The sequence below is a fragment of the Blastococcus sp. SYSU DS1021 genome (assembly GCF_054050995.1).
This window is the reverse complement of sequence record NZ_JBJHAL010000020.1, coordinates 12,885-36,996: the sequence shown is the minus strand read 5'-3', so window position 1 is coordinate 36,996 and position 24,112 is coordinate 12,885. Positions and strand designations below refer to the sequence as shown.

17 protein-coding genes are annotated in these 24,112 nt (G+C 72.8%); 2 read left to right on the top strand and 15 right to left on the bottom strand.

Features of this window, described 5'->3' with window-relative positions; genetic code table 11:
• Positions 1 to 54 precede the first annotated feature (54 nt).
• Both ACI8AP_RS15060 and ACI8AP_RS15055 read right to left on the bottom strand, forming a co-directional pair.
• Entirely contained in the window at positions 55 to 5,070 is a 5,016-nt protein-coding gene (locus tag ACI8AP_RS15060; RefSeq protein ID WP_456590168.1) for an NAD-glutamate dehydrogenase, read from the bottom strand.
• Positions 5,071 to 5,140: 70 nt separating this feature from the next.
• Positions 5,141 to 5,512 (bottom strand): phage holin family protein, encoded by a 372-nt coding sequence (locus tag ACI8AP_RS15055; RefSeq protein WP_456590167.1) that lies wholly within the window; start codon positions 5,510 to 5,512, stop codon positions 5,141 to 5,143.
• Between the two features lie 291 nt (positions 5,513 to 5,803).
• Between ACI8AP_RS15055 and ACI8AP_RS15050 the strand changes: the two genes are divergently transcribed.
• The gene (locus ACI8AP_RS15050; protein ID WP_456590166.1) at positions 5,804 to 6,997 is read left to right on the top strand and encodes an AAA family ATPase; all 1,194 of its coding nucleotides are present in this window, start codon (positions 5,804 to 5,806) and stop codon (positions 6,995 to 6,997) included.
• A 213-nt stretch (positions 6,998 to 7,210) separates the two neighbouring features.
• Positions 7,211 to 7,666, top strand: a complete 456-nt coding sequence (locus ACI8AP_RS15045; RefSeq protein WP_456590165.1) for an ATP-binding protein — start codon at positions 7,211 to 7,213, stop codon at positions 7,664 to 7,666.
• Positions 7,667 to 7,865: 199 nt separating this feature from the next.
• On the opposite strand, the gene ACI8AP_RS15040 is transcribed toward ACI8AP_RS15045, so the two are convergent.
• From ACI8AP_RS15040 to ACI8AP_RS14980, 13 genes are all read right to left on the bottom strand, one after another.
• Complete coding sequence (locus tag ACI8AP_RS15040) at positions 7,866 to 8,360, bottom strand: hypothetical protein (RefSeq protein WP_456590164.1); 495 nt, start codon at positions 8,358 to 8,360, stop codon at positions 7,866 to 7,868.
• Positions 8,357 to 8,719: a response regulator gene (locus ACI8AP_RS15035; protein ID WP_456590163.1), complete on the bottom strand. Its 363-nt coding sequence runs from the start codon at positions 8,717 to 8,719 to the stop codon at positions 8,357 to 8,359. Before ACI8AP_RS15035 ends, ACI8AP_RS15040 begins: the two co-directional genes overlap by 4 nt.
• Positions 8,716 to 9,249, bottom strand: a complete 534-nt coding sequence (locus tag ACI8AP_RS15030; RefSeq protein WP_456590220.1) for a chemotaxis protein CheX — start codon at positions 9,247 to 9,249, stop codon at positions 8,716 to 8,718. Before ACI8AP_RS15030 ends, ACI8AP_RS15035 begins: the two co-directional genes overlap by 4 nt.
• A 5-nt stretch (positions 9,250 to 9,254) precedes the next feature.
• Entirely contained in the window at positions 9,255 to 9,638 is a 384-nt protein-coding gene (locus ACI8AP_RS15025) for a response regulator (RefSeq protein WP_456590162.1), read from the bottom strand.
• Position 9,639: 1 nt separating this feature from the next.
• Entirely contained in the window at positions 9,640 to 10,464 is an 825-nt protein-coding gene (locus ACI8AP_RS15020) for a CheR family methyltransferase (protein ID WP_456590161.1), read from the bottom strand.
• Positions 10,461 to 11,576: a protein-glutamate methylesterase/protein-glutamine glutaminase gene (locus ACI8AP_RS15015; protein ID WP_456590160.1), complete on the bottom strand. Its 1,116-nt coding sequence runs from the start codon at positions 11,574 to 11,576 to the stop codon at positions 10,461 to 10,463. Before ACI8AP_RS15015 ends, ACI8AP_RS15020 begins: the two co-directional genes overlap by 4 nt.
• Positions 11,577 to 12,066: 490 nt before the next feature.
• On the bottom strand, positions 12,067 to 12,969 hold the full coding sequence (locus ACI8AP_RS15010; RefSeq protein WP_456590159.1) for a hypothetical protein: 903 nt from the start codon (positions 12,967 to 12,969) through the stop codon (positions 12,067 to 12,069).
• A 306-nt stretch (positions 12,970 to 13,275) separates the two neighbouring features.
• A complete protein-coding gene (locus tag ACI8AP_RS15005; protein WP_456590158.1) occupies positions 13,276 to 13,728 on the bottom strand; it encodes a chemotaxis protein CheW in 453 nt (150 codons plus the stop codon).
• Position 13,729: 1 nt separating this feature from the next.
• Positions 13,730 to 16,225 (bottom strand): chemotaxis protein CheW, encoded by a 2,496-nt coding sequence (locus tag ACI8AP_RS15000; RefSeq protein ID WP_456590157.1) that lies wholly within the window; start codon positions 16,223 to 16,225, stop codon positions 13,730 to 13,732.
• 219 nt (positions 16,226 to 16,444) lie between these two features.
• Positions 16,445 to 18,001, bottom strand: coding sequence for a methyl-accepting chemotaxis protein (locus tag ACI8AP_RS14995; RefSeq protein WP_456590156.1), 1,557 nt, complete (start codon positions 17,999 to 18,001; stop codon positions 16,445 to 16,447).
• A gap of 430 nt (positions 18,002 to 18,431) precedes the next feature.
• Complete coding sequence (locus ACI8AP_RS14990; protein ID WP_456590155.1) at positions 18,432 to 20,045, bottom strand: methyl-accepting chemotaxis protein; 1,614 nt, start codon at positions 20,043 to 20,045, stop codon at positions 18,432 to 18,434.
• A 299-nt stretch (positions 20,046 to 20,344) separates the two neighbouring features.
• Positions 20,345 to 21,946 (bottom strand): methyl-accepting chemotaxis protein, encoded by a 1,602-nt coding sequence (locus ACI8AP_RS14985; RefSeq protein WP_456590154.1) that lies wholly within the window; start codon positions 21,944 to 21,946, stop codon positions 20,345 to 20,347.
• A 377-nt stretch (positions 21,947 to 22,323) separates the two neighbouring features.
• Positions 22,324 to 23,955 carry a methyl-accepting chemotaxis protein gene (locus ACI8AP_RS14980; RefSeq protein ID WP_456590153.1) on the bottom strand — a complete coding sequence of 544 codons (1,632 nt, stop codon included), beginning with the start codon at positions 23,953 to 23,955 and terminating at the stop codon, positions 22,324 to 22,326.
• Positions 23,956 to 24,112 lie beyond the last annotated feature (157 nt).

The following is a 24,112-nucleotide window of genomic DNA, read 5'->3' as shown; positions in this document are numbered from 1 at the left end:
GGACGGCGGACGCCCCGACCCTGCCCGCTAGGGCGCGGAGTCATTCGGCGGCGGCTACTTCTCCTCGGGGCGCGGCAGGCGCCGGGCCTGGCGGCGTCGGCGCAGCCCGCGCAGGGTGCGGACGGCGACCAGCAGCTCCGCGAGCTCCTGCCGCTCCCCGGCGGTGATGTCGGCCAGCTGGGCGGCCGCGCGGTGCTGCGCGGCGGCCCAGCCCTCCTCCCACCTCGACACCAGCTCGTCTGCGTCGTCGGTGTCCGCGGTGCGCAGGCTCAGCACGTCCTCGGTCAGCGAGGACTGCTCCATGGCGAGGTCGTCGCGCAGCGAGGCCCGGGCCATCGCGGGCCAGCGGCGGTCGCGGGGCAGGGCGGTCACCTGCTCGCGCAGGGCGACCAGGCCGAGCCGCTCGGCCAGTCGCTGCATGACCCGGCCGACCAGGGCCACGGGTGCCCCGGTGCGCTCGGCGACCACCGCGAGGTCGAGCGCGGCGGGCATCAGCGGTGCGGCCGCGACGCGGGCTGCGAGCTCCGCGGGCAGGCCGGCCTCCTGCAGCCGGGCGGCCCGGGACGCGTACGCCTCCGCCTCCCTGCCCAGCAGCCAACCGGGCAGCCCGCCGGCCACCTGCGCCACCGCGGGGGCGAACCGGGCGGTGACCTCCGCCAGGGGAGCCGCGGTCTCCGCGGTGAGGTCGGGCTGGCGGAGCAGCCAGCGGGTCGCCCGCTCGGCCAGCCGGGTGGCCTCGGTGCGCACCTCGACCTGGGTGGCGGCGGAGACCTGGTTGTCGAGCGGGCGGACGGCGTCCCACAGGCCATCGATGCCGAACACCGCCCGCGCCACCGCATGCGCCCGGACGACCGCCGGCAGCGGCACGCCGGTCTCCTCCCCCAGCCGGAACAGGCCGGTGACGCCGGCGATGTTGACCGCCCGGTTGGTCAGCGCGGTGGCGATGATCTCACGGCGGAGCGGGTGGCTGGTGACCGCGGCGGGGAACCGGTTGCGCAGCGGGGCGGGGAAGTAGCCGATCAGCAGCTCCTCCAGGGCCGGGTCGTCCGGCAGCGGGGAGGCCAGTACGGCGTCACCGGTCTGCAGCTTGGCGTAGGCCAGCAGCACCGACAGCTCCGGGCTGGTCAGCCCCTGCCCGTCGCGACGGCGCTCGGCCAGACCGCGGGCGTCGGGCAGCGCCTCCACCGAACGGTTGAGCCGCCCCGACCGCTCCAGCGACCGGATGAACCGCTCGTGGGAGTCCAGCAGGCTGCGCGCCGCCGCGGCCTCCCCGGCGAGGGTCGCGTTCTGCGCGTGGTTGTCGGTGAGGACGGCGGCGGCGACGTCGTCGGCCATCTCGCCGAGCAGCGCCGCCCGGCCCTCGGCGTCGATCCGCCCCTCGTCGACCACCCGGTTCAGCGCGATCTTGATGTTCACCTCGTGGTCGGAGGTGTCGACGCCGGCCGAGTTGTCGATGGCATCGTTGTTCACCCGGCCACCGGCCAGCGCGTACTCGACCCGGCCCCGCTGGGTGAGGCCGAGGTTGCCGCCCTCCCCCACCACCCGGACCCGCAGCTGCCCGCCGTCCACGCGCACCGCGTCGTTGGCCTTGTCCCCCACCTCGAGGTGGCTCTCGGTCGCGGCCTTCACGTACGTGCCGATCCCGCCGTTGAACAGCAGGTCCACCGGCGCGAGCAGCACCGCGCGGATCAGTTCGACCGGGCTCAGCGCCGTCACGTTCCCGGGCAGCCCGAGGGCGACCCGCATCTGCTCGGACACCGGCACGGTCTTGGCCGTGCGCGGCCAGACGCCACCGCCCTCGCTGATCAGCGAGGTGTCGTAGTCCGCCCACGACGACCGGGGCAGCGCGAACAGCCGACGGCGCTCGGCGAACGACGTCGCGGCGTCGGGCGTGGGGTCGACGAACACGTGCCGGTGGTCGAACGCCGCCACCAGCCGGATGTGCTCGGAGAGCAGCATGCCGTTGCCGAACACGTCCCCGGACATGTCGCCGATGCCGACGACGGTGAAGTCGTCGCGCTGGACGTCGAGGTGGAGCTCGCGGAAGTAGCGGGTGACCGACTCCCAGGCCCCGCGGGCGGTGATGCCCATGGCCTTGTGGTCGTAGCCGACCGAGCCGCCCGAGGCGAAGGCGTCGCCCAGCCAGTAGCCGCGCTCCAGCGCCACCTCGTTGGCCAGGTCGGAGAAGGTCGCCGTCCCCTTGTCCGCGGCGACGACCAGGTAGCTGTCGTCGCCGTCGTGGCGGACCACCTTCGGCGGCGGGACGACCCGGCCCTCGACCAGGTTGTCGGTGAGGGACAGCAGCGCGCCGATGAACAGCCGGTAGCAGGCCTGCCCCTCGGCGAGCACCTCCTCGCGGGAGGCCCCCTCCCCCGGCGGGCGCTTGACGACGAAGCCACCCTTCGCGCCGGTGGGCACGATGACGGTGTTCTTCACCATCTGCGCCTTCACCAGCCCCAGCACCTCGGTGCGCAGGTCCTCCCGGCGATCGGACCAGCGCAGCCCGCCACGGGCGACCTTGCCGAACCGCAGGTGCACGCCCATCACGCGGGGTGAGCTCACCCAGACCTCGTGCGCGGGCCGGGGCTCGGGGAGATCGGGCACCTCCGCCGGGTCGAGCTTGAGAGCCAGGGGGGTGGGCTGGGTCGACGACGTGGCGTAGTACGTCGTCCGCTGGGTGGCGGTCACCGCGGCCAGCAGGGAGCTCAGCACCCGGTCGGCGTCGAGCGAGGCGACCTCGCCGATCGAGCGGCGCAGCGCCTCGACCAGATCGGCCTGCCGAGCGTCGCGGCCGGTCACCCGGCCCGGCGAGAAGCGGGTCTCGAACAGCGCCACCAGCCGGGCGACCACGCCGGGGTGGGCGGCCAGGGTCTGCTCGACGTACGCCTGGCTGAACGGCAGCCCGGCCTGGCGCAGCCACTGCACGTAGGCCCGCACCACCGTCACCTGCCGCCAGTTCAGCCCGGCGAGCATGACCAGCGCGCCCAGGCCGTCGTCCTCGGCGTCCCCGCGCCACACCGCGGCCACGGCCTCGGTGAACCGCTCCGGCAGGGAGCGGACCAGCGGTAGCTCGACCTGGGGGACGGCGACGCCGAAGTCGTAGATCCAGGTGGGTGGCGCCCCGATCCGGTCGATCTCGTAGGGCCGCTCGTCGACGACGTCGACGCCCATGTTCTGCAGCATGGGCAGCATCTGCGAGAGCAGCAGCCGCTCGCCGACCCGGTACACCGACAGCCGGCGTTCCCCCGGGGCCGCACCGGTCGGCGTCCACAGCCGCAGCGACAGGTCGCCGGGAGCAAGGCCGTCCAGGCGCTCGAGGTCCTCGACGGCGCGCTCGGCGGGGAAGTCCTCCTGGTAGGCGGCGGGGAAGGCGTCGGCGACCCGGGAGAACACTCTCTCCGCGTCCGCGCCGAAGCGCGCCGAGAGGGCAGCGGACAGGTCGTCGGTCCAGCTGCGCGCGACCGCGGCCAACTCGGCCTGCAGCCCCTCGACGTCCACGTCCACCGGGGGCGCCGAGCGCTGCCTGCCCACCGGCAACCGGACGACGAAGTGCAGCCGGGCGAGCACCGACTCGGTGGACCGGGCGGTGAACTCGATGCCGGAGCCGCCCAGCCGCTCGAGCAGCAGCCGCTGCATCGCGAGCCGGACCTCGGTGGTGTACCGGTCGCGCGGCAGGTAGACCAGCGCGGACCAGAACCGCCCGGTCGGGTCCTGCCGGAGGAACAGGCGGGTCTGGCGCCGCTCCTGCAGGTGCAGGACCGCCATCGCCACCGGCAGGAGCTCGTCGGCCCCCACCTGCATCAGCTCGTCGCGGGGGTAGGTCTCCAGGATGTCGAGCAGCTGCTTGCCGGTGTGGCTGTCGGCCGGGACGCCGGAACGGCGGACCACCTCGGCGACGCGGCGGCGCACGAGCGGGACGTCGAGCACGCTCGTGCCGTACGCGGTGGACGGGAACAGCCCGACGAACCGGCGCCGTCGGGTCTCGCCATCGCTGTGCGGCAGGGTGACGGCGACCAGGTCCAGCCACGCCCGGCGGTGCACCGTCGAGCGCGTGTCGGCCTTGGTGACCGTGAGCCGGTGGCGCCCGGTGAGCCCCGGGGCCTCCGGCGGGGCGGTCGCCGAGCGGGCCATGTCGGTGTCGCTGCGGAGAACTCCGAGGCCCGTCCCGGGCACCGGCCGGGCGACGGCGTCCACTCCTGCGGTGATCTCGACGTCGCGGGCGCCGAGGAGCACGAAGTTGCCCTCGGCGAGCCAGCGGAGCAGCGCTGCGGCCTCGGCGGGGTCGTCGGCGGGATCATCGGCAGCCTCCGGGCCGGCCCCGCTCACCGGGCCCAGCTCGTCGAGCTCGGCGGCGAGGGCGACCATCCGGGCGCGCATCCGGTCGCCGTCCTCGTGGACGGCGCGCACGTCGTCGAGGACGGCGCGCAGGCCCGTCACCAGGTCACCGGCCGCCTCGCCGTCCAGCGGGCCGTCGAGCACGACGGCCATCCACGACTCGGCGACGGCATCGTCACCGCAGGCAGCGGCGTCCAGGCTGTCGCACAGGGCGGTGATCCGGCCGCGGATGTCGCGGCGGACGACCAGCAACGGGTGGACCACGTGCTCGAGCCGGAATCCCTGGCGGACCACCTCGGCGGTGACCGAGTCGACCAGGTACGGCATGTCGTCGGTGACGAGCCGGATCACCGTCCGGCCGGCGCCCTGCCCGCGCGGGACGGCCTGCACGTCGACGATGGCTGCGCCGACCGGGCGGACCTCGGCGAGGGAGAGGTGCCCGAGGGCGAGCGCGGCCAGCTGGGCAGGATCGGTGGCGAGGACCTCCTCGGCCGGTTCGCTCCAGTAGTACCGGCGCAGGAACGCCGGCAGGTCGTCGGCGGTGCAGCCCGGAGGGAGCGCCGGCGACCCGCGGCCGGCCTCGGCGACGGCGGCGCGGGCCGCCTCGCGCAGGAGCAGCTTCTTCTCGTCGCGGCCGGCCTCGAGGGCGGCGAGCTCGGTGAGGGAGCCGCCCCCCGGCCCGCCGTCCCGGTCGCGCACCGGGGTCCCCGGGGCGACACCGGTGTCACTGGCCATGTCAGGCCACGCTACTGCCCACTGAGACCGTCGTCACGGCGGCGCGGGACCAGTGCGGGCACGAGGCTGCTCAGCGGTCGAGCAGCTGATCCGCGACCCAGCCGGCCACGGCGAGGATCAGCCCACCGATGACGGCCGTGCCGAAGCCGTCGACCATCAGGCGATCGGTGATCGCGGCGGTGAGCCCCAGCAGCGCGGCGTTGATCAGCAGCAGGAACAGCCCGAGCGTGAGCAGCACGAAGGGCAGCGACAGCAGGCGCAGGATCGGCCCCACGATGGCGTTGACCACGCCGAAGATGAGGGCAATCCACAGGTAGGTGCCGAACTCGCCCAGTGGCGCGTCGGGGTTCGGCACGACCTCCAGCCCCGGGAGCACGTCGAAGTAGGTCAGGGCGTAGAAGACCGCCCCGAGGATGACCACCTTGAGCGCGAACTTGATCACGTGGTCACGCTAGCGGCGGCGCGCGGCCGATCGTGGGATCTCCGTGCATCTGGCGCCGTCTAGCTCTGGAGCTAGAGAGCCGCAGAGCGGGGTCGACCGTCGGGGAGTGCCCGGCGAGGCCGTCTCGCGAGCGCCGTATGACTGCGTCTAGCGACTGCGCTAGACGAACCGATACGGACCTCGCGACGGCGCGCGGTCTCCCCGGTGCACCACCCGTCCCACGCGACACGCGGTGAGCGCCTTCTACGAATCTCTACGGCGAACGCTAGAGAAGCCCATACGGTGCTCGGCATGGACCCCGTGCGGAACCCCTACGCCCCGGGCGCCGGCCAGCGCCCGCCCGAGCTGGCCGGCCGCGACGGCGAGCTCTCCGCGTTCGACGTCGTCCTGGAGCGCATCGCCCGGGGCCGGCCGGAGCGGTCGCTGGTGCTCACCGGGTTGCGCGGCGTGGGCAAGACGGTGCTGCTCAACCAGCTTCGTTCCGCAGCCATCTCGCGCGGCTGGGGCACCGGCAAGATCGAGGCGCGGCCTGAGCAGTCGCTGCGCCGCCCCATCTCCTCGGCACTGCACATGGCGCTGCGGGAGCTGGGGCCCCGCCACGGCGACCAGGAGTCGGTCGCCGAGGTGCTCGGGGTGGTCAAGGCCTTCGCGCAGCGGGTGAACACGCCGGAGGCCAAGGTGCGCGACCGCTGGCAGCCGGGCATCGACGTCCCCGCGGCGACCGGGCGGGCCGACTCCGGCGACATGGAGATCGACCTGGTGGAGCTGCTCAGCGACGCCGCCGGGGTGGCCGCCGACATCGGCAGCGGCATCGCCCTGTTCATCGACGAGATGCAGGACATCCAGGCCGACGACGTCTCGGCCATCTGCGCGGCCTGCCACGAGCTCTCCCAGCAGGGGGCGCCGCTGATCGTCGTCGGCGCCGGGCTCCCCCACCTGCCGGCGGTGCTCTCGGCCTCGAAGAGCTACTCGGAGCGGCTGTTCCGCTACCTGCGGATCGACCGGCTGGAGCGCGAGGCCGCCGACCGCGCGCTGCTCGCGCCCGCCGAACGGGAGGACGTCACCTTCGAGCCCGCCGCGCTGGACGCCCTCTACGAGGCGGCCGACGGCTACCCCTACTTCGTGCAGGCCTACGGCAAGGTCACCTGGGACGTCGCCGCCTCCTCCCCCATCACCCCCGCCGACGTCGCGATGGCCGCGCCGGTCGCCGAGGCCGAGCTCGCCGTCGGCTTCTTCGGCTCGCGCTACGACCGCGCCACCCCCGCCGAGCGCGAGTACATGCACGCCATGGCCGAGCTGGGCGGCCCCGGCGGCACCGCGGTGGCCACCTCCGAGGTCGCGGTCGCCCTCGGCCGCAAGCCGGCGTCCCTCTCCCCCGCCCGCGACTCGCTGATCAAGAAGGGGCTGGTCTACTCCGCCGAGCGGGGCCAGATCGCCTTCACCGTGCCGCACTTCGGCCGGTACCTGCTGCGCCACCCGGACTGACGGAGTCCTGCACCCGCAGGCCGCGCCACACCGCACCGCACCGGGAACCGGGCCCGGCCGCACGAGGCGCGCACGGTCCGGGAACGAGATCCCACCTGCCGGGAGGGAGCGGGTGATGCCGCACACAGCACGTCGCCACCGCGCCCGAGGGGGTTGACAGTCACCCGGGCGGGGCACCACGAGACGGTCGTGCAGCCGAGTCGAGGGGGAGGCATGGGGCGACTCGCGTGGCCGGTGCGACCGTTACCGGACGGACGCGGCGAGGTGTGGCGCTGGCGGCTCGGCGCCCTTGCCGAGCTCCCTGCGGCCCGGGCGGCCCTCCGCTCCCGGCTCCGGGACGTGGGGCACCCGCCCGCCGACGACGAGTGCGGCGAGCAGCTGGTGCTCGCCTTCGACGAGCTGGCCTCCAACGCCCTGCGCCACGGGGAGCACCCCGTGGTGGCCACCGTGGTGGCCGGCAGCGGCGGCTGGCTGCTCGACGTGAGCGATCGTGCGCCGGAGGCGATGCCCGCACCCACGGCCGACCGCGACCCGGCCCGGGGCGGCATGGGCCTGCAGCTGGTGGCCCGCCTGTCGGTGGCGCACGGCTGGTACGTCGACGAGGAGTGCAAGCACGTCTGGGCCTGCCTGCCGACCGAGAGCGAGAACCGGGCGCCCGCTCTCACCTGACCACCTGTTCCACGTGCAACACGGCGAGACCCCCGTCGCCCGGAGGCGGCGGGGGTCTCGCCGTGCACGACCGTCGGCCGCGGTGCGTCACGGCGAGTGGGCCCCGGAGGGGTCCGGGATGCCATGACGGAGCGGCTCAGCGCCGCCCGGGGACGGCACCTGACCGCGGTGCGGTCCGGAGGACCGCCATGTCATCGCCTCACGGCACGACGAAGGAGATCGCTCCCTTGCCGTAGGTGGGCACCTCGATGGCGAGGTCCACCCGGTTGAAGGCGGAGAGCATCCCGGCGAGGTCACCGGGCAGCTCCTCGCCCGGGGCGTACAGCTTGTGCAGCTTCGAGTGCGGGGCGCCCGCGGTGTTGAACAGCGCGGAGAGCACGTTCACCACCTCGTGCAGCGCCTCGACCTGCATGCCAGTGAGCTCGCCGTCCTCCTCGACCGCGTCCTGCGCGCCCCCGGGGGGCAGCAGGGCGAGGGCGGAGCCGGTGTAGGCGGCCGCACCCAGGTCCATGAGGCAGAGCGCGTTCACGCCCATCTGGGGGTCGACGTAGACGGCGACCGCCACCGGCTTCTCCGGCGTCGGCGTCACCGGCGCCCCGGGGGAGACGGTGACCGGCCGGCCGACCAGGCCGGTGAGCATGTCGCGGATGTCCTTGGCGGCGGGCAGCTGCACGGTGCCGGCGGGGGCGGTCATGCGATCACCCCGTCCAGGTGCTCCTTGAAGGTGTCCTCGTTGAACGGCTTGGCGATGAGGAACAGCGCGCCGGCGTTCGCGGCCTTCTCCCGCATCTCCGGGGAACCCTCGGAGGTGACGAAGCCGAAGGGGACCGCCGAGCCGGAGGCCCGCAGCGCCTGCAGGCACTCGATACCGGTCATGTTGGGCATGTTCCAGTCGGACAGGACCAGGTCCGGCTTCTCCGCCGAGACCTTGGCCAGCGCGTCGGCGCCGTCCTCGGCCTCGACGATGTCGTGGTCGTCGTAGCCGGCCTGGCGCAGCGTGCGGATGACGATCTGCCGCATGACGCGGCTGTCGTCGGCGATCAGGATCTTCACAAGGACACCTCGTTCTCGCGGGTGGGGGTGGGGACAGGCAGTGGCGGGAGGGCGCCCTGCACGGAGATGGCGATCGGCTCGCCGCGCCAGACGACGTCGATGCGGCAGACGTCGGCCGGGTTGCGCACCAGCGGTGCGTTGCCGACCTGGGGCAGGCTCAGGGCCGAGTGGCCGGGCAGCGCGGCCTTGACGCTGCCGCCGACCACGTTGGCGATCTCGCCGAACGCATCCGCGACGTCCTCGCCGTCGAGCACAGCCGGAGCGTGCTCGCGCAGCAGGGCACGCGAGAGCTCCTCGGCGGTGGCGCGGGCGGTGGTCAGCACGACGCTGCCGGTCCACGGGCCGACGATGTCGACCCAGCTGGACAGGATGTCGGCGGGCAGGTCACCGGGCACCGGGACGAGCACCTCGTCCTCGCCGACGAGCGAGATCCAGGCCTCCTGCGCGATCGACAGGACGGTGTCCCCGTCGATCAGGTCGGCGATGACGGGGCGGGCGTCGCCGGCGCGACGACGCTCGCCCGTGTCCATGGCGGTCACAGGGAGACCTCCTGCGGGAGCAGGCCGAGCAGCGCGAGCTTGTCGCGGAAGGCGTCGGCGGTGAACGGCTTGATCATGTACTCGTGGGCGCCGGCGGCCAGGGCGCGGACGATCTGGGTGTGCTCGCTCTCCGAGGTGACCATCATCATGGTCATCCGGCGCCAGGCCGGGTTGGCGCGCACGGCGGAGACGAACTGCAGCCCGTCCATCACCGGCATGTTCCAGTCGATGGTCGCCAGGTCGGGGACCCAGCCCTCGTCCAGCACGTCGAGGGCGGCGCGGCCGTGCTCGGCATCCCGGACCTCGTAGCCGAACCCGGTGAGGATCCCGGTGACGATCCGGCGCATCGCGCGCGAGTCGTCGATCACCAAGGCACGCATGTCAGGCCCCCTTCAGTGGGCGGTAGGCGGAGCTGCGGCCGATGACGACCCGCTCCCAGGAGTCGTCGACGCCGAGGGTGGTCTCGGCGGCGCCGAGGAACAGCCATCCGTCGGGTCGCATGAGGTCCCGCACGCGGCGGAGGATCGACTGCTTGGTGGGCAGGTCGAAGTAGATGAGGACGTTGCGCAGGTAGACCACGTCGAACGGGCCCATCCGCGGCAGCGGCGCCGCCAGGTTGCACTCGCTGGCGTTGACCATCCGCCGGAGGTTGGCCGACACCTCCCACTCCGTGCCGGCCCGGGTGAAGTGCCGGACCAGCATGGGGGCCGGCAGGCCCCGGTTGACCTCGAGCTGGCTGAACCGGCCGGCGCGCGTGCGCTGCACCATCTCGCGGGAGAGGTCGGTCGCGGTGATCGAGACGCGCGAGGCGGCGTTCGGCAGCGCGTCGTCCAGAAGCATGGCGATCGTGTACGGCTCCTGCCCGCTGGAGCAGGCGGCCGACCAGATCTGCAGGCGCTCGCTCGGGCCGCGGGCCTGCAGCAGCGCCGGGAGCACGGTCGAGGTCAGCGCGGTGAACGGGTCACCATCGCGGAACCAGGACGTCTCGTTGGTGGTGAGCGCCTCGACGATCTTGCGGGTCTCGTCGGCGCTCGGCCGGGTCCGCACCGACTCGACCAGCTTGGTGACGTCGGCGAGGCCCATCTGCCGGGCGATCGGGAGGAGACGCGCCTCCACCAGGTACTCCTTGCCCGGCTGGAGGACGATGGCGCTCTCCTTGCGGACGAGTTCTCGGACCCAGTCGAAACTGGTCGCGGTCAGGCTCATCGACGACCTCCCACGGCCATAGCTGTTGCGTTGTTCAGGGGTGCGGTACCGGCGAGGTGCCGCTGGATGGCTTCGGCGACGCGGTCGAGCGGCAGCACCTCGTCGGCGTAGCCGGCCTGGGCGACGGCGCCGGGCATGCCCCAGACCACCGACGTCGCCTGGTCCTGCACGACGACCGTGCCGCCTGCGTTGCGGATCTCGCCGCAGCCGTTGCGCCCGTCGGCGCCCATGCCGGTCAGCACGACGCCGAGCACGGCACCGTCGAAGGCGGCCACCGCCGAGCGGAAGAGCGGGTCGACCGCCGGGCGGCAGAAGTTCTCCGGAGGGCCCTGGTTCAGCGAGGTGGAGAAGCCTGCGCGGCCGTTGGCGCGGACGACGAGGTGGTGGTCACCGGGGGCGAGGTGCACGGTGCCGGGCACCAGCGGGGTGCCGTCGACGGCCTCCACCACGCGCAGCGGGCTCAGCCGGTCGAGCCGCTGGGCGAACTGCCGGGTGAACACCGGCGGCATGTGCTGGGCCAGCAGCACCGGCACGGGCAGGGTGGCCGGCAGCGCGGGGAGGACCCGGGCGAGAGCCTCGGGTCCACCGGTCGAGGACCCGATGACCAGGACCGCCGGCTTCTTGCCCGGCCCGGTTCGTGGCACGGCCGGGCGCGGCGGCGGGGGCGGGGGCGCCTGGGCGGTGGCCCGCGACGGCGTCATCGGCCGGCCGGTGAGGGCCTTGATCCTGGGGATCAGCTGCTCGCGGACGCTCTCCATGGACTGCGCCACGCTGCCGACGTTGGCCGGCTTGGTCACGTAGTCGTTGGCGCCTGCGGAGAGCGCGTCGAGCGTCGCGGTGGCGCCGCGCTCGGTGAGCGTGCTGAACATGACGATCGGCACGCGGTTGCGCGCGCCGCGGATGGCCCGCACCGCCTCGATGCCGTTCATCTCCGGCATCTCGATGTCCATCGTGATGAGGTCGGGCTTGAGCTGCTCGAGCTTGCCGAGGGCCACCTTGCCGTTGACGGCGGTGCCCACGACCTCGATCCCCGGGTCCGCGGAGAGCACGTCGGTGACGATCTTGCGGACGACGACCGAGTCGTCGACCACCATCACCCGGATCGGGTTCACACGTCCTCCTGGCCCCTGCCCGCGCCGACCGGCGGGCTCGTTGTCTGTATCGGCATCTCCGCGTCGGGCTTGAGCCCTTCGGCGGTACGGCCCCCGACGTCCGCCGATTCGTTCGGGAACGGACGCCAGGAATGCTGCAGCACGGCGCCAGAGAAAGACGGAGCTGCCGACCGGCGACCGTTCTCGGCATTCCGGGGAATGGCCGTGGACGGTGCGCGGACAGGAGAACGAGAACGCCGGACCCTCTGGAACGCCGCAGCCCGTCCTGGTCGTGGTGGATCCCGACCAGGGCGGGCTGGTGCTGCCTCAGAGTCTCGGCGGGAGAGGGCCGGGCTACAGCCGACACGCGAAAAGGTTTGACGCTATTTTCTGGCCGTCAATGGGGTGTCGACAATGCCCACTCGACGACCGTGACGGTCGTGGTCGACATGTGCCCCGGAAATGGTCGGCCACCGGGGGATCGCGGACCGATGCGGACCGCAGCGGCCGGTCAGGACAGGATGCCGACCCGACGCCCGGGGGCGCGGAGCACCGCGGCGCTCTCACTGCCGAGCAGATCGTCGAGGACCAGTGCCTGGACGCACCCGGCCACGGCGTTCCAGGCACCGGCGGCGCCGTCGTGCAGGTCGAAGCCGCCGTCGAGGAACGCCTGGACGGCGAGCAGCTGCGCGGCGGCCAGCGCCCGGGTGCGCCCGGAGACGTGCGCTCCCCACGAGGCCTCGTGCATCGCGGTGGCCCAGGGACGGTGGGCGGCGCGCCCTTCGTCCACGGCCGCACGCCAGCGCGACCGCCCCGCGTCGTCCAGGTCGCGCACGGCGGCGAGGAAACCGTTCAGTTCCGCGGCGTGCTCCAGCCCCCACCCGGCGGGGCCGGCCAGCGGGCCGGTGTCGAGGGCGCGGTCGAAGGCGGCGGTCAGCTCGCGGCGCACGAGGGGCGGCAGCACCCCAGCGGCCCAGAAGCCGACGGCGGCGTCGGCCAGGACGTCGGCGGCCTGCTCCCAGGTGTCGGCGTCCAGCCGGCCGGAGAGGGCGTGCTCGGGGCCCAGGACGTCCTCGCGGAGCAGCCGCTCCAGCGTGGGGGCGTCGCCGATGGTGCCCATCTCCAGCTGGCGGACGAGCAGGGCGGTGCGGTCCCCGGCGCCCTGGGCGGCGTCGGCGGCGGTGCGCACGTGGGGCACCGCGGCGGCCATCTCCCGCGCCCGGCGCGACCGGACCGCCCGTACGCCGCGCTGCTCACGGTCCAGGCCGCGGGCGGGGTGGACGCCGGCGAGGCGGCTGATCGCCGGCTCGTCGGCCCCCAGTCCGGCGAGCAGCACCTCGGCGACGGCCCGGCCGCCCGGAAGACGGACGAGGTCGAAGCCGAGGGTGGCGGCACTGACCAGCGAGTAGGGCACGACGCCTCCACGGCTCCGACAACGGGACGGACCCATGCTGGCTGCCCGGGCAGGGCAGCACCATGCGCCCGTCACCCCATCGCAGGAGCGCCTGTACACCTACAGCGCGTGTCGCACCGTGTGCGGTCAGCGATTGATCACTGAGCGTCATCGATCGCTACCCGAGGTGCTGGCGTGGCCGTCCCCGTCGTCTCGTCCCCGGCCGCCCGCCGCCGAACGCACGAGCGGCGGGGAGGTGGTCCTCCCCGCCGCCCGGTGCTGCGGTGTCGCTCCTGGTCGTGGCGTCCTCCGGAGGAGGACGAACCGCTACGCGCTGACGGCCTTCTGGACGTCCAGCGCCAGCAGCAGCTTCCCGTCGAGCTTGTAGGCGCCGCGGATGAGGTCACGGGCCTGACCCTCCAGGGTGTCCGGCGGCGCCTCGAAGTCGCTGGCGTCGACGTCGACCACGTCGGCGATGGAGTCGACCAGCATGCTGACCGCCTCGCCGTGCAGCCGGACGACGATGACGACGGGGTCGGTGCCCTCCGGACGCGGCGGCCGGCCGAGCCGCTCACGCAGCTCGATCGCGGTGACCACCTGGCCACGCAGGTTGATCAGGCCGGCGACCGCCGTCGGCGCGAGCGGCACGCGGGTGAGCTGCTGGCTGCGCAGCACCTCCTGCACGTGCTCGACCTCGATGCCGTACAGGTCGCCGTCCAGCCGGAAGGTGGCCAGCTGACCGCTGGTCGCCGGCGCGAGGGTGTGGGTCGAAGCGGTCACGTCAGACCTCCAGCAGAGCGGTGGGGACGCCGTCGGGCGTCGTCGTGGGAGGAGCGGAGTAGAACGCCGGGTCGGCGGCGAGGATCGCGGCCCGGACGTCGAGCAGCTCGGTCACCTTGTCCCCGAGGACGGCCGAGCCGAGCAGACCCATGTCGTCGATGTCGCTGCGCACAGCGGCCTCGCCGTCGACGATGTCGAGGATCTCCTCCACGACGATGGCGACGCTGCGGCCGTGGTCGGCGTAGACGATGACCTCGAGCACCTCCCGGTCGCTCTCCCCGTAGGCGCCCAGGTGCCGGTCCAGCCGGACCATCGGCAGGATGGCGCCGCGGTACTGGACGACCTCCCGGTTGCCGACCTTCTCCACCGCCTCGGTGCGGACCTGCTCGAGGCGGGTGACCGTGTCGAGCGGGATGGCCACCCGGCGACCTCCCCCGATGGCCGCCAGCAGCATCCGCTGCCGGTCGGTCTCGGCGGAGGCGACCTGGAGCGAACCGGCCCGCGCCTCCTGCCGGTCGGTGGTCTCGGTGCGCAGGGCACGGCGGGCGAGCGCCTGCACGTCGAGGATCAGCGCCACGGTGCCGTCACCGAGGACGGTCGCCCCGGAGTACAGGCCGATCGCCTTCAGCTGGCCGCCGACCGCCTTGACGACGATCTCCTCGGTGTTGATGACCCGGTCCACGACCAGGCCGAAGCGCCGGCCCTCGGAGCGCAGGACCGCGATGACGACGTGCCCGTCGTGCCGCTCGGAGGTCAGACCCAGGACATCGGTGAGCCGGACCAGCGGGAGCAGCTCGCCGCGGAGGCGGTACACCTGCGCCCCACCGACCTCCTCGACGGCGTTGACGGCCTTCTCGGCATCCAGCGACACGAGCTCCTGCAGGCTGATCTGCGGGATCGCGTAGCGGTCGGTCGCGCACTCCACGGTCAGCGCCGGCACGATCGCCAGCGTCAGCGGGATGCGCAGCCGGCAGACGGTGCCCACCCCCGCGTCGGACTCGACCTCGATCGTGCCGCCGATGGACTCGATGTTGGTCTTGACGACATCCATGCCGACGCCGCGGCCGGAGACGTTCGTGACCGCCGCGGCGGTGGAGAAGCCGGGCAGGAAGATCAGCTGCAGGATGTCCGCCGGGCTCATCCGGGACAGTGCGTCGGCGGTGAGCAGGCCGCGCTGGACGGCCTTGGCGCCGAGCTTGACCGGGTCGATGCCGGCACCGTCGTCGGCCACCTCGACCACGACCTGGCCGCTCTCGTGCCGCGCGCGGAGGGTGAGGACGCCCTCGGCGGGCTTGCCGGCCTTCTTGCGGTCCTCGGGTGCCTCGATGCCGTGGTCGACGGAGTTCCGGACCAGGTGGGTCAGCGGGTCCTTGACGGCCTCGAGGAGGGTCTTGTCGAGCTCGGTGTCCCGTCCCTCCATCTCCAGGCGGATCGACTTCTTCAGCTGGAGGCCGAGGTCGCGGACGACGCGCGGCAGCTTGGACCAGATGTGGTCGATGGGCTGCATGCGCGTCTTCATGACGCCCTCCTGCAGCTCACTGGCGATCAGGTTCAGCCGCTGGGAGGCACGGATCAGGTCGGTGTCGGTCTGCCGCGCGACGTTCTGCACGATCTGGTTGCGGGTGAGGACCAGCTCGCCGACGAGCAGCATGAGCTCGTCGAGCAGGTCGACGTCCACGCGGATCGTGCTGTCGGCGACGGCACGGCGGACCTGACCGCCGGCGGCGGCGTCGGCGGGGACGGCCTCCCCCTCGGGGTGGTCGACGGCGACGGACTCGGACACCGGGTGCTCCTCGGTGACGGGGGCCGGGGTGAACGGCTCCTCGGGCAGGTCGGCCCGCAGGTCATCCTGCGGGCCCTCGGGCAGCTCCTCGACGACGGGAGCGAGGACGGGCTTGGCCCGTGGGGCGCGCTTGGCCGGCGCCTTGGCGGCGGCGGGCTTGGCGGGGGCCTTCGCAGGGGCCTTCGCGGCCGCCTTGGCCGGCGCCCTGGTGGGCGTCTTCTTCGCGGGCGCCTTCTTCGCCGGGGCCGCCGCAGCGGGCCCCGCGGCCACGGGGGCCTCGGCAGCGGGGGCCTCGACCGTGGCGGCCGGGCCGTCCTCCATGGCGGCGCTGATGGCGGCGACGACGGCGGAGACGTCGACCGAGCCCTCACCGCCGGAAGCCTCGATCGAGGTCAGCAGCGACCGGACCGTGTCCACCATCTGCAGCAGCACGCTGGTGCGCTGGGGCGTCAGGGCGAGCTCACCGTCGCGCAGGCGGGACAGCATGTTCTCGCCGACGTGCGTGACCTCCTCCAGGCGGTTGAACGCCAGGAAGCCACTGGTGCCCTTGATGGTGTGGATGGTCCGGAAGATGCTGGACAGCCGCTCACGGGAGTTCGGTTCCTGCTCGAGCGCGACCAGGTCGGTGTCGAGCTGGTCGAGGTTCTCGTGGCTCTCGACGAGGAACTCCTCGACGATGTCGTCCAGACCGTCCACTGCTGCCTTCTCTCTCATCGCGGCGGAGCACAGGCGGCCCCGTTGGGTCATCGGCGGATCGGCCGCGGATTCAAGGTGAACCCGCACCGCACCGGTCAGCCGTGTTATCGGCAGTTCATGGCCCGCAACCGACCCCCCAGCCGGGGGGGCGCCGGGCCGGCACGTGGGCCGGCCCGGCGCAGGCCCCGTCCGGAGGCCCACCCCGAAGCCTGCGAGGAGTGAGTGGACGGGGGCTCCTCAGTAGGTGAAGCGGCCGACGGTGGTGCGCAGGTCGGCGGCCATCCGGGACAGCTCGTCGACGGCGATGCGGGTCTGGCCCAGCGCCTGGGTGGTGGAGTCCGCGGCGGACGAGACGCCGGTGATGTTCTCGGCGATCTGCGTGGATCCGCTGGCCGCCTCCTGCACCGAGCGGGACATCTCGTTGGTGGTGGCCGTCTGCTCCTCCACCGCCGAGGCGATGGTGGTCTGCCGGTCGGAGATCTGCGCGACGATCGTGGAGATCTCCCCGATCGCGGTCACCGCGGCCGTCGTGTCGCCCTGAATGGCCTGCACGCGCCGGGCGATGTCCTCGGTCGCCTTCGCCGTCTCCTGCGCCAGCTCCTTCACCTCGTTCGCCACCACGGCGAAGCCCTTGCCGGCCTCACCCGCGCGGGCGGCCTCGATGGTGGCGTTCAGGGCGAGCAGGTTCGTCTGCTCCGCGATGCTCGTGATCACCTTGACGACGTTGCCGATCTCCGCCGAGGACTCCCCCAGCTTGGCGACCGTGGCCGTGGTGGTCTCGGCGGCCTGCACCGCGCGGGTGGCGACGTCGCTGGCCTCCGCCGCGTTGCTGGCGATCTCCCGGATCGAAGCGCCCATCTGCTCCGCGCCGGCGGCGACGGTCTGCACGTTGCGGCTGACCTCCTCGGCGGCGGTGGAAACCACGCCCGACTGTGCGGAGGTCTCCTCGGCACCGGCCGAGATCTGCGCCGACGAAGCGCTCAGCTCCTCGGAGGAAGCCGCGACCGCGTCCGCCGACCCGACGACCGAGGCCATCACCGCCCGGAGGTCGGTCACCGCGGAGTCCAGCGCCTGGCCCATCCGGCCCAGCTCGTCCTTGGTGGTCAGGCCACTGGAGCGCGTCAGGTCACCAGCGGCCAGGCCGGTCGCGACGTCCTGCACCTTGCGGGTGGAGCGGGCGATGCCCGTGGCGACGTAGAGGCCCCCCGCCAGCGCCAGGGCGATCCCGACGACCATGATGATGATCGACACGACGCGCTGACTCTCGTACTCGCTGCGGATCGCGGCGGCCGCCTGGCTCGCCTCCTCGGCCTCCATGTCCCGTAGCGCCTGGATGCCGCCGCCCATCTTCTCGGCGAGCGGCGCCCCCTGCTCCGCGTTCGCGCTCATCCAGCTGGCGAAGTCCTGCTTCTGCGCGTAGGGGACGAGGACGTCCTTCTGGAAGGCGACGTAGCTGCTGATGTCGGCGTCGACCCCATCGAGGATGTCGAGCTTCTCCGGTGCGCTGGTCCCGGCGCGGTACTCCGCGACGACGGCCTGGAGCTCGGCGCTCAGGTTGTCGATGTCGGCGATCTTGGCCGCCGTATCCGTGCCGAGGACCGTGTCGCGCAGGTTGACGCGCATGTCACCGAGCAACCCGTCCATGTCGGCGGCGGCCGCGACGCCCAGGAGGTTGTCCTCGTACAGCTGATCCGCCGCCGTGGCGGACGCGCTGAGTGCCTGGAGTCCGAGCACCCCGATGGCGCCGGCGACGACGCCCGCGGCCGAGACGGTCGTGAGGACCTTGGTCTTCACCGATCGGTCACCCCACCAGGAGAGCGGTGAGCGGGAGGGCCCGGTGGCATGAGTGGAACGAGCGGCGGCGGACATGACGGTTCTCCAGGAATAGGGCAGCGGGGTGGGCCGAGGACTTCGTCGGGAAGCGAACGAAACACCTCGGTGGAGGCGCGGCCGACACGTAGGGCCGAGGCGACGAGCAAAATGTTAGGACACTTCCAAGATTGACGTTGCACCAATCATCGACGTGTCGCACGGCATCGCCGAGAATGGCCGGCAATCGCATTTCCCGTGTCGACTTGACGAGAATTTGCCGAGCCGCCGCGGCGCGGACGGCGGCACCGCCGAGCCCTCGCCCACCCGGGCACCCGTCCAGGAACGACGCGGGCCGGGTGGCGACCGGGGAAGGGGTCACCACCCGGCCCGGCCGGGGGAAGCTCGCGTCAGGTCAGTAGGTGAACCTCCCGACGGTGGTGCGCAGGTCGGCGGCCATCCGGGACAGCTCGTCGACGGCGGTGCGGGTCTGGGTCAGTGCCTGCGTCGTGGAGTCGGCGGCCGTCGAGACCCCGGAGATGTTCTCCGCGATCTGCGTCGTACCACCGGCGGCCTCCTGCACCGACCGCGACATCTCGCTGGTCGTCGCCGTCTGCTCCTCCACCGCCGAGGCGATCGTCGTCTGGTAGTCGTTGATCTGGGCGATCACCTCGCTGATCCGCCCGATCGCCGCGACCGCTCCCCCGGTGTCGCCCTGGATCGCCTCCACCCGGCGGGCGATGTCCTCGGTCGCCTTCGCCGTCTCCTGCGCCAGCTCCTTCACCTCGTTCGCCACCACCGCGAAACCCTTGCCCGCCTCCCCGGCACGCGCCGCCTCGATCGTGGCGTTCAGCGCCAGCAGGTTCGTCTGCTCTGCGATGCTCGTGATCACCTTCACCACGTCACCGATCTCCCTGCTGGACTCCCCGAGCCTGGTGATCGTCGTCGTGGTCGTCTCGGCCTCGCTCACCGCCGCCGCGGCCACCCGTGCCGCCTCGTTCGCGTTCTGCGCGATCTCCCGGATCGAGGCACCCATCTGCTCCGCGCCCGCGGCCACCGTCTGCACGCTGCGGGACACCTCCTCCGCGGCACCGGACACCACACCCGACTGCGCCGCGGTCTCCTCCGCACCCGCCGAGATCTGCGCCGACGACGCGCTCAGCTCCTCCGACGACGCCGCCACCGCATCCGCCGAGGCACCGACGCCCGCCAGCACCTCCCGCAGGTTGTCCTGGGCAGCGGAGAGCGCCTGCGCCATACGACCGAGCTCGTCACCCGAGGTGACCTCGGGGCGGACGGTCAGGTCGCCCTCGGCGAGGGCCTCGAGCGAGGCCTGGACGGAGCGGACGGTCCGGACGATCTGGCGGACCACCCACGCGGCCAGGGCGGACGCGACGGCGATGCCGACGGCCAGCGCGGTCCACAGGAAGACGGTCGCCGAGGCCGCGAGGTCGTCACCGGCCGCGGCGTCGCGCTGCGCGTCGGCAGCCTGGCGCTCCTGCTCGGCGCCGAAGGCGTCGGACAGCGCCCGGCCCGCCTGCGCCAGCTCACCCGACACCAGCCGCTGGACGGTCGCGACGTCGCCGGCCCGCGCAGCCGGGTACAGCTGCTCGTCGACGACGGCGTAGTACGCATCGATGCTTTCGGCCACCGCGGCGAAGTCCGCGGGGTCGTTGAGGGTCTCGACGTAGGCCTCCTGCTCCCGCTCGAGCTGCTCGCGGCGCTCGAGCAGCGTGGCGTCGAGCTCCGCCCGGGCCGCCGGGGCCACGAAGCCGTAGATGTTGTTGCGCGCACGGTCCCCCTGGAACGTGCGCTGCACCTCGGCCAGCTTGTTCAGCGGGACGATCGAGTCGCCGTACAGATGGTCCCCGGACTCCGCCAGGCTGCCCAGCCGCTGCACGGCGAGCCCGGTCAGGGCGATGGCGACCACGGCGAGGACGCCTAGGGCGGCGCCGATCTTCACCGCCAGCGGCCGGCTGGTGAACCAGCCGGAGGGGCTCCGGCGGTGGGATGCAGGAAGAGCGGACATGGTGCTCCGAACGGAAAGGAGATGGATTGCTGAATGCGCGCACCGCGGTCGGTCCGCGCTGTGACGAGGACAAGAATGTAAACGGTCCAGAAACACCGGTTGAGCGTTTGATGGCGCGTGTCTCGGCACCGGACGAGAACGTCCGCCCATCGCATTTCTCGTGTCGACATGGCACTTTCGCCCACCCGGCTGCGCAGGTCCACCGACCGGTGGCATGGGTGCGCGCAGAACGCCGAGAGCGCACGGCCGGCCGGCCGTGCGCTCTCGGATCAGGGTGCGGCCGGTGCGGCCGCCGGGGATCAGTAGCTGAACTTCCCGACGGTGCTACGCAGGTCGGCGGCCATCCGGGACAGCTCGTCGACAGCGGTGCGGGTCTGGGTCAGCGACTGCGTCGTGGAGTCCGCCGCACCCGAGACGTTGGAGATGTTCGCCGCGATCTGCCCGGTGCCGTCAGCGGCCTCCTGCACCGATCGGGACATCTCGTTCGTCGTGGCGGTCTGCTCCTCCACCGCGGACGCGATGGTGGTCTGCCGGTCGGAGATCTGCGCGACGATCGAGGAGATCTCCCCGATCGCGGCCACCGCCGCCGTGGTGTCGCCCTGGATCGCCTGCACCCGGCGGGCGATGTCCTCGGTCGCCTTCGCCGTCTCCTGCGCCAGCTCCTTCACCTCGTTCGCCACCACCGCGAAGCCCTTGCCGGCCTCACCCGCCCGCGCCGCCTCGATCGTGGCGTTCAACGCCAGCAGGTTCGTCTGCTCCGCGATGCTCGTGATCACCTTCACCACGTTGCCGATCTCCGCCGAGGACTCCCCCAGCTTCGCCACCGTCGCCGTCGTCGTCTCCGCCGCCGTCACCGCACGCGCCGCCACCTCGCTGGCCTCCGCCGCGTTGGACGCGATCTCCCGGATCGAGGCACCCATCTGCTCCGCGCCGGCCGCGACCGTCTGCACGTTCCGCGACACCTCGTCGGCCGCCGAGGCCACCACACCCGACTGGGCGGAGGTCTCCTGCGCCGACGTCGAGATCTCCGCCGACGACGCGCTCAGCTCCTCCGAGCTGGCCGCGACCGCGTCCGCCGAGGAGACGACGGAGGCCATCACGGCGCGCAGGGACTCCTGGGCCTCGTCGAGAGCGGTGGCCATCCGCCCGATCTCGTCGGACTGCTGGACACCGGTCTGCCGGGTGAGGTCCCCCTCGGCCAGGCCCTGGATCACGTGCTGCACCTTCTCCAGGTTCCGGCGGATGCCGCGCGCGACGAAGAAGCCCACCGCGAGGGCGATGGCCGAGCCGATGGCCAGCAGGGCGATGACGAGCGTCCGCGCCCGCTCGCTGGTGTCGGCGACCGCGGCGGCGGAGGAGCTCGCCTCGGAGATCTCGGAGGCCAGGAGCTGGTCGATCTCCCCGGTCAGCTGGTCCATGAGCTTCGAGGACTGCGCGTACAGCGTGCCGGCCGCGGCGGCGTCGCCGGCGCTGTAGGCCTGCCGCGTCTGGGCGTAGACCTCGCCCCAGGTGCCGTAGGTGTCCAGGGACTGCTCGGCCAGGGCCCGCTGCTCGGCGGCGGGCGCCGTGCCGAGGTAGGCGGAACCGGCCGCGCCGAACGCCTCGGCGGCCGCCGTGGCGCCCGCGGCCCACGTCGTGGCGTTCTCCTGGCTGACGTTCGGCAGCAGCAGGGCCGTCTGGTTGAGCTGGAGGGTCAGCAGCTGCGAGCGCATCTCCTCGACCTGCACGAGCGCCTGGGTGCTCTCCCGGTAGGTGGCGTCGGCCTTGTCGGCGGCATCGCCGAGGGAGCTCCAACCCACGGTGCCGACGGCGATGCCGGCGACGACCGCGACCGAGACGGAGCTGAGGATCTTGGCGGATACCGACATCCGGCCGAGCGCGCGGCGCGCGACATGTGCCATGGGAGAAGTCCGTTCTGGAGAGGGATCCGAGTGCAACCCGATCCGGAGACGGACGACGGACGACGGACGAATCCGCCACCGCTTTCGGTTGCTGCGGAGAAGCTAAGGCCACGAACTGTCAGGTGTCGAGCCTTTCTGTGCGTGTTGGGAAATGGCGGACACAACGATTTGGAAACGGAGTCAACGAGTCGACTCGGTCGCGATGGCGACATTCCACCATTGTCGACAGCGGGCGCTCACCTGTGCGACGTCCCGCAAGGGGCGCCATTTTCCGGACACGCGCCGAGGGGCGCCCGACCGTTGGTCGAGCGCCCCTCGGCGGCCTCCGTCCCGCCTCACCCCGCGCGTGCGATAGATGAGGCGGGACGGGGGTCCTGCTAGTAGCTGAACGTCCCGACGGTGCTGCGCAGGTCGGCGGCCATCCGGGACAGCTCGTCCACAGCGGTGCGGGTCTGGGTCAGCGCCTGGGTCGTGGCGTCCGCGGCCGTGGAGACACTTGTGATGTTCTCCGCGATCTGCCCGGTGCCGCCGGCGGCCTCCTGCACCGACCGCGACATCTCGCTGGTCGTCGCCGTCTGCTCCTCCACCGCACTGGCGATGGTGGTCTGCCGGTCGGAGATCTGCGCGACGATCGAGGAGATCTCCCCGATCGCGGCGACCGCGGCCGTGGTGTCGCCCTGGATCGCCTGCACCCGGCGGGCGATGTCCTCGGTCGCCTTCGCCGTCTCCTGCGCCAGCTCCTTCACCTCGTTCGCGACCACCGCGAAGCCCTTGCCGGCCTCCCCGGCCCGCGCGGCCTCGATGGTCGCGTTCAGGGCGAGCAGGTTCGTCTGCTCCGCGATGCTCGTGATGACCTTGACGACGTTGCCGATCTCGGCCGAGGACTCCCCCAGCTTCGCCACCGTCGCCGTCGTCGTCTCCGCCGCCGTCACCGCACGCGCCGCCACCTCGCTGGCCTCCGCCGCGTTGGACGCGATCTCCCGGATCGAGGCACCCATCTGCTCCGCACCGGCCGCGACCGTCTCCACGCTGCGCGACACCTCCTCCGCCGCACCGGACACCACACCCGACTGGGCGCTGGTCTCCTCGGCCGAGGCCGCGATCTGCGCCGAGGAGGCGCTCAGCTCCTCCGAGCTGGCCGCGACCGCGTCCGCCGAGGAGACGATGTCGGCGATGGTGGTCGCCATCGCGTCGGCGGCGGTGTTGAGCGCCGTGGCCATCTGACCGATCTCGTCACGGCCGCGCACCGCCAGCCGGGTGGTCAGGTCGCGTGCGGCCAGCCGCTCGAGCCCGGCCTTGACCTCCTGGACCCCGCCGGTGATGCTGCGGGAGACGAGCAGCGCCAGGGCGCCACCGAGCACGAACGCCAGGCCGGAGACGACCAGGGAGACCGTCAGCGTCTCGCTGCGTGCGTCGGCGACCGCGGCCTCGGACTCCGCGACCCGGGCGTCGACCGACGCGACCAGCTCCACCATCGCCTGGTCGAGGACGTAGAAGACGTCCCACTTCTCGCCCTGCGAGAGGGCGTCGCCCTCGTCGAGGCGCCCCTGCTGCCACAGCAGGAAGATCTGCTCGTTGTAGTCGCTCATCAGCGCCCAGTTCCGCTCGATCACCTCGAGGCTGGCCTCGGCGTCGGCGTCCAGCTGGTCGCGGTCCAGGTCGAAGAGGGCCTCGAAGCCGGTCGCGCCGTCGCGGTAGGCGGCGACGTTGTCGCCATCGGCAGCCGCGGCCACGGCGCCGCCCTCGACCCGCGCCTTCCAGGCGGTGATGTTCTGCCAGTTGGCGGCCCAGAGCAGGTCGTAGCGCGCCCCCTCCACGACGCGCTGCGCAGCGACCGCGTCGCGCGCCTCGGCGTGCAGATCGGCGACGCGCTGGGTGCCGGTGATGCCGGTGACCGTGGCGGCCAGCATGCCCAGCAGGAGGGCGGCGCAGACCGCGAAGATCCGTGTCCCGATACCGCGGTCGCGGTACCAGTGCCGACCTGTTGCGTCGGGCCGTGGTGCGGACATGGCGAGGCTTCCTCGTTCTCGAGCGGGCGGGCCGACTGCCCTGCCCCGGGGGTTCGGAGTGCGTTCGGTGCGAGCAGATCGTCACCCGACCGATCGGTTTCTCAACGTTGAAGAAGTCCGTGTCGCGCGTGCCGCGGAAAATGCCCGGGTGACCATT

Coding starts and splice junctions, on each gene's coding strand:
- ACI8AP_RS15020 (WP_456590161.1), bottom strand. CDS start 10,464: ATGAGCCTGACCGCGACCAGTTTCGACTGGGTCCGAGAACTCGTCCGC.
- ACI8AP_RS15050 (WP_456590166.1), top strand. CDS start 5,804: ATGGACCCCGTGCGGAACCCCTACGCCCCGGGCGCCGGCCAGCGCCCG.
- ACI8AP_RS15030 (WP_456590220.1), bottom strand. CDS start 9,249: ATGGACACGGGCGAGCGTCGTCGCGCCGGCGACGCCCGCCCCGTCATC.
- ACI8AP_RS15045 (WP_456590165.1), top strand. CDS start 7,211: ATGGGGCGACTCGCGTGGCCGGTGCGACCGTTACCGGACGGACGCGGC.
- ACI8AP_RS15025 (WP_456590162.1), bottom strand. CDS start 9,638: ATGCGTGCCTTGGTGATCGACGACTCGCGCGCGATGCGCCGGATCGTC.
- ACI8AP_RS14980 (WP_456590153.1), bottom strand. CDS start 23,955: ATGTCCGCACCACGGCCCGACGCAACAGGTCGGCACTGGTACCGCGAC.
- ACI8AP_RS15060 (WP_456590168.1), bottom strand. CDS start 5,070: ATGGCCAGTGACACCGGTGTCGCCCCGGGGACCCCGGTGCGCGACCGG.
- ACI8AP_RS14985 (WP_456590154.1), bottom strand. CDS start 21,946: ATGGCACATGTCGCGCGCCGCGCGCTCGGCCGGATGTCGGTATCCGCC.
- ACI8AP_RS15000 (WP_456590157.1), bottom strand. CDS start 16,225: ATGAGAGAGAAGGCAGCAGTGGACGGTCTGGACGACATCGTCGAGGAG.
- ACI8AP_RS15040 (WP_456590164.1), bottom strand. CDS start 8,360: ATGACCGCCCCCGCCGGCACCGTGCAGCTGCCCGCCGCCAAGGACATC.
- ACI8AP_RS14990 (WP_456590155.1), bottom strand. CDS start 20,045: ATGTCCGCTCTTCCTGCATCCCACCGCCGGAGCCCCTCCGGCTGGTTC.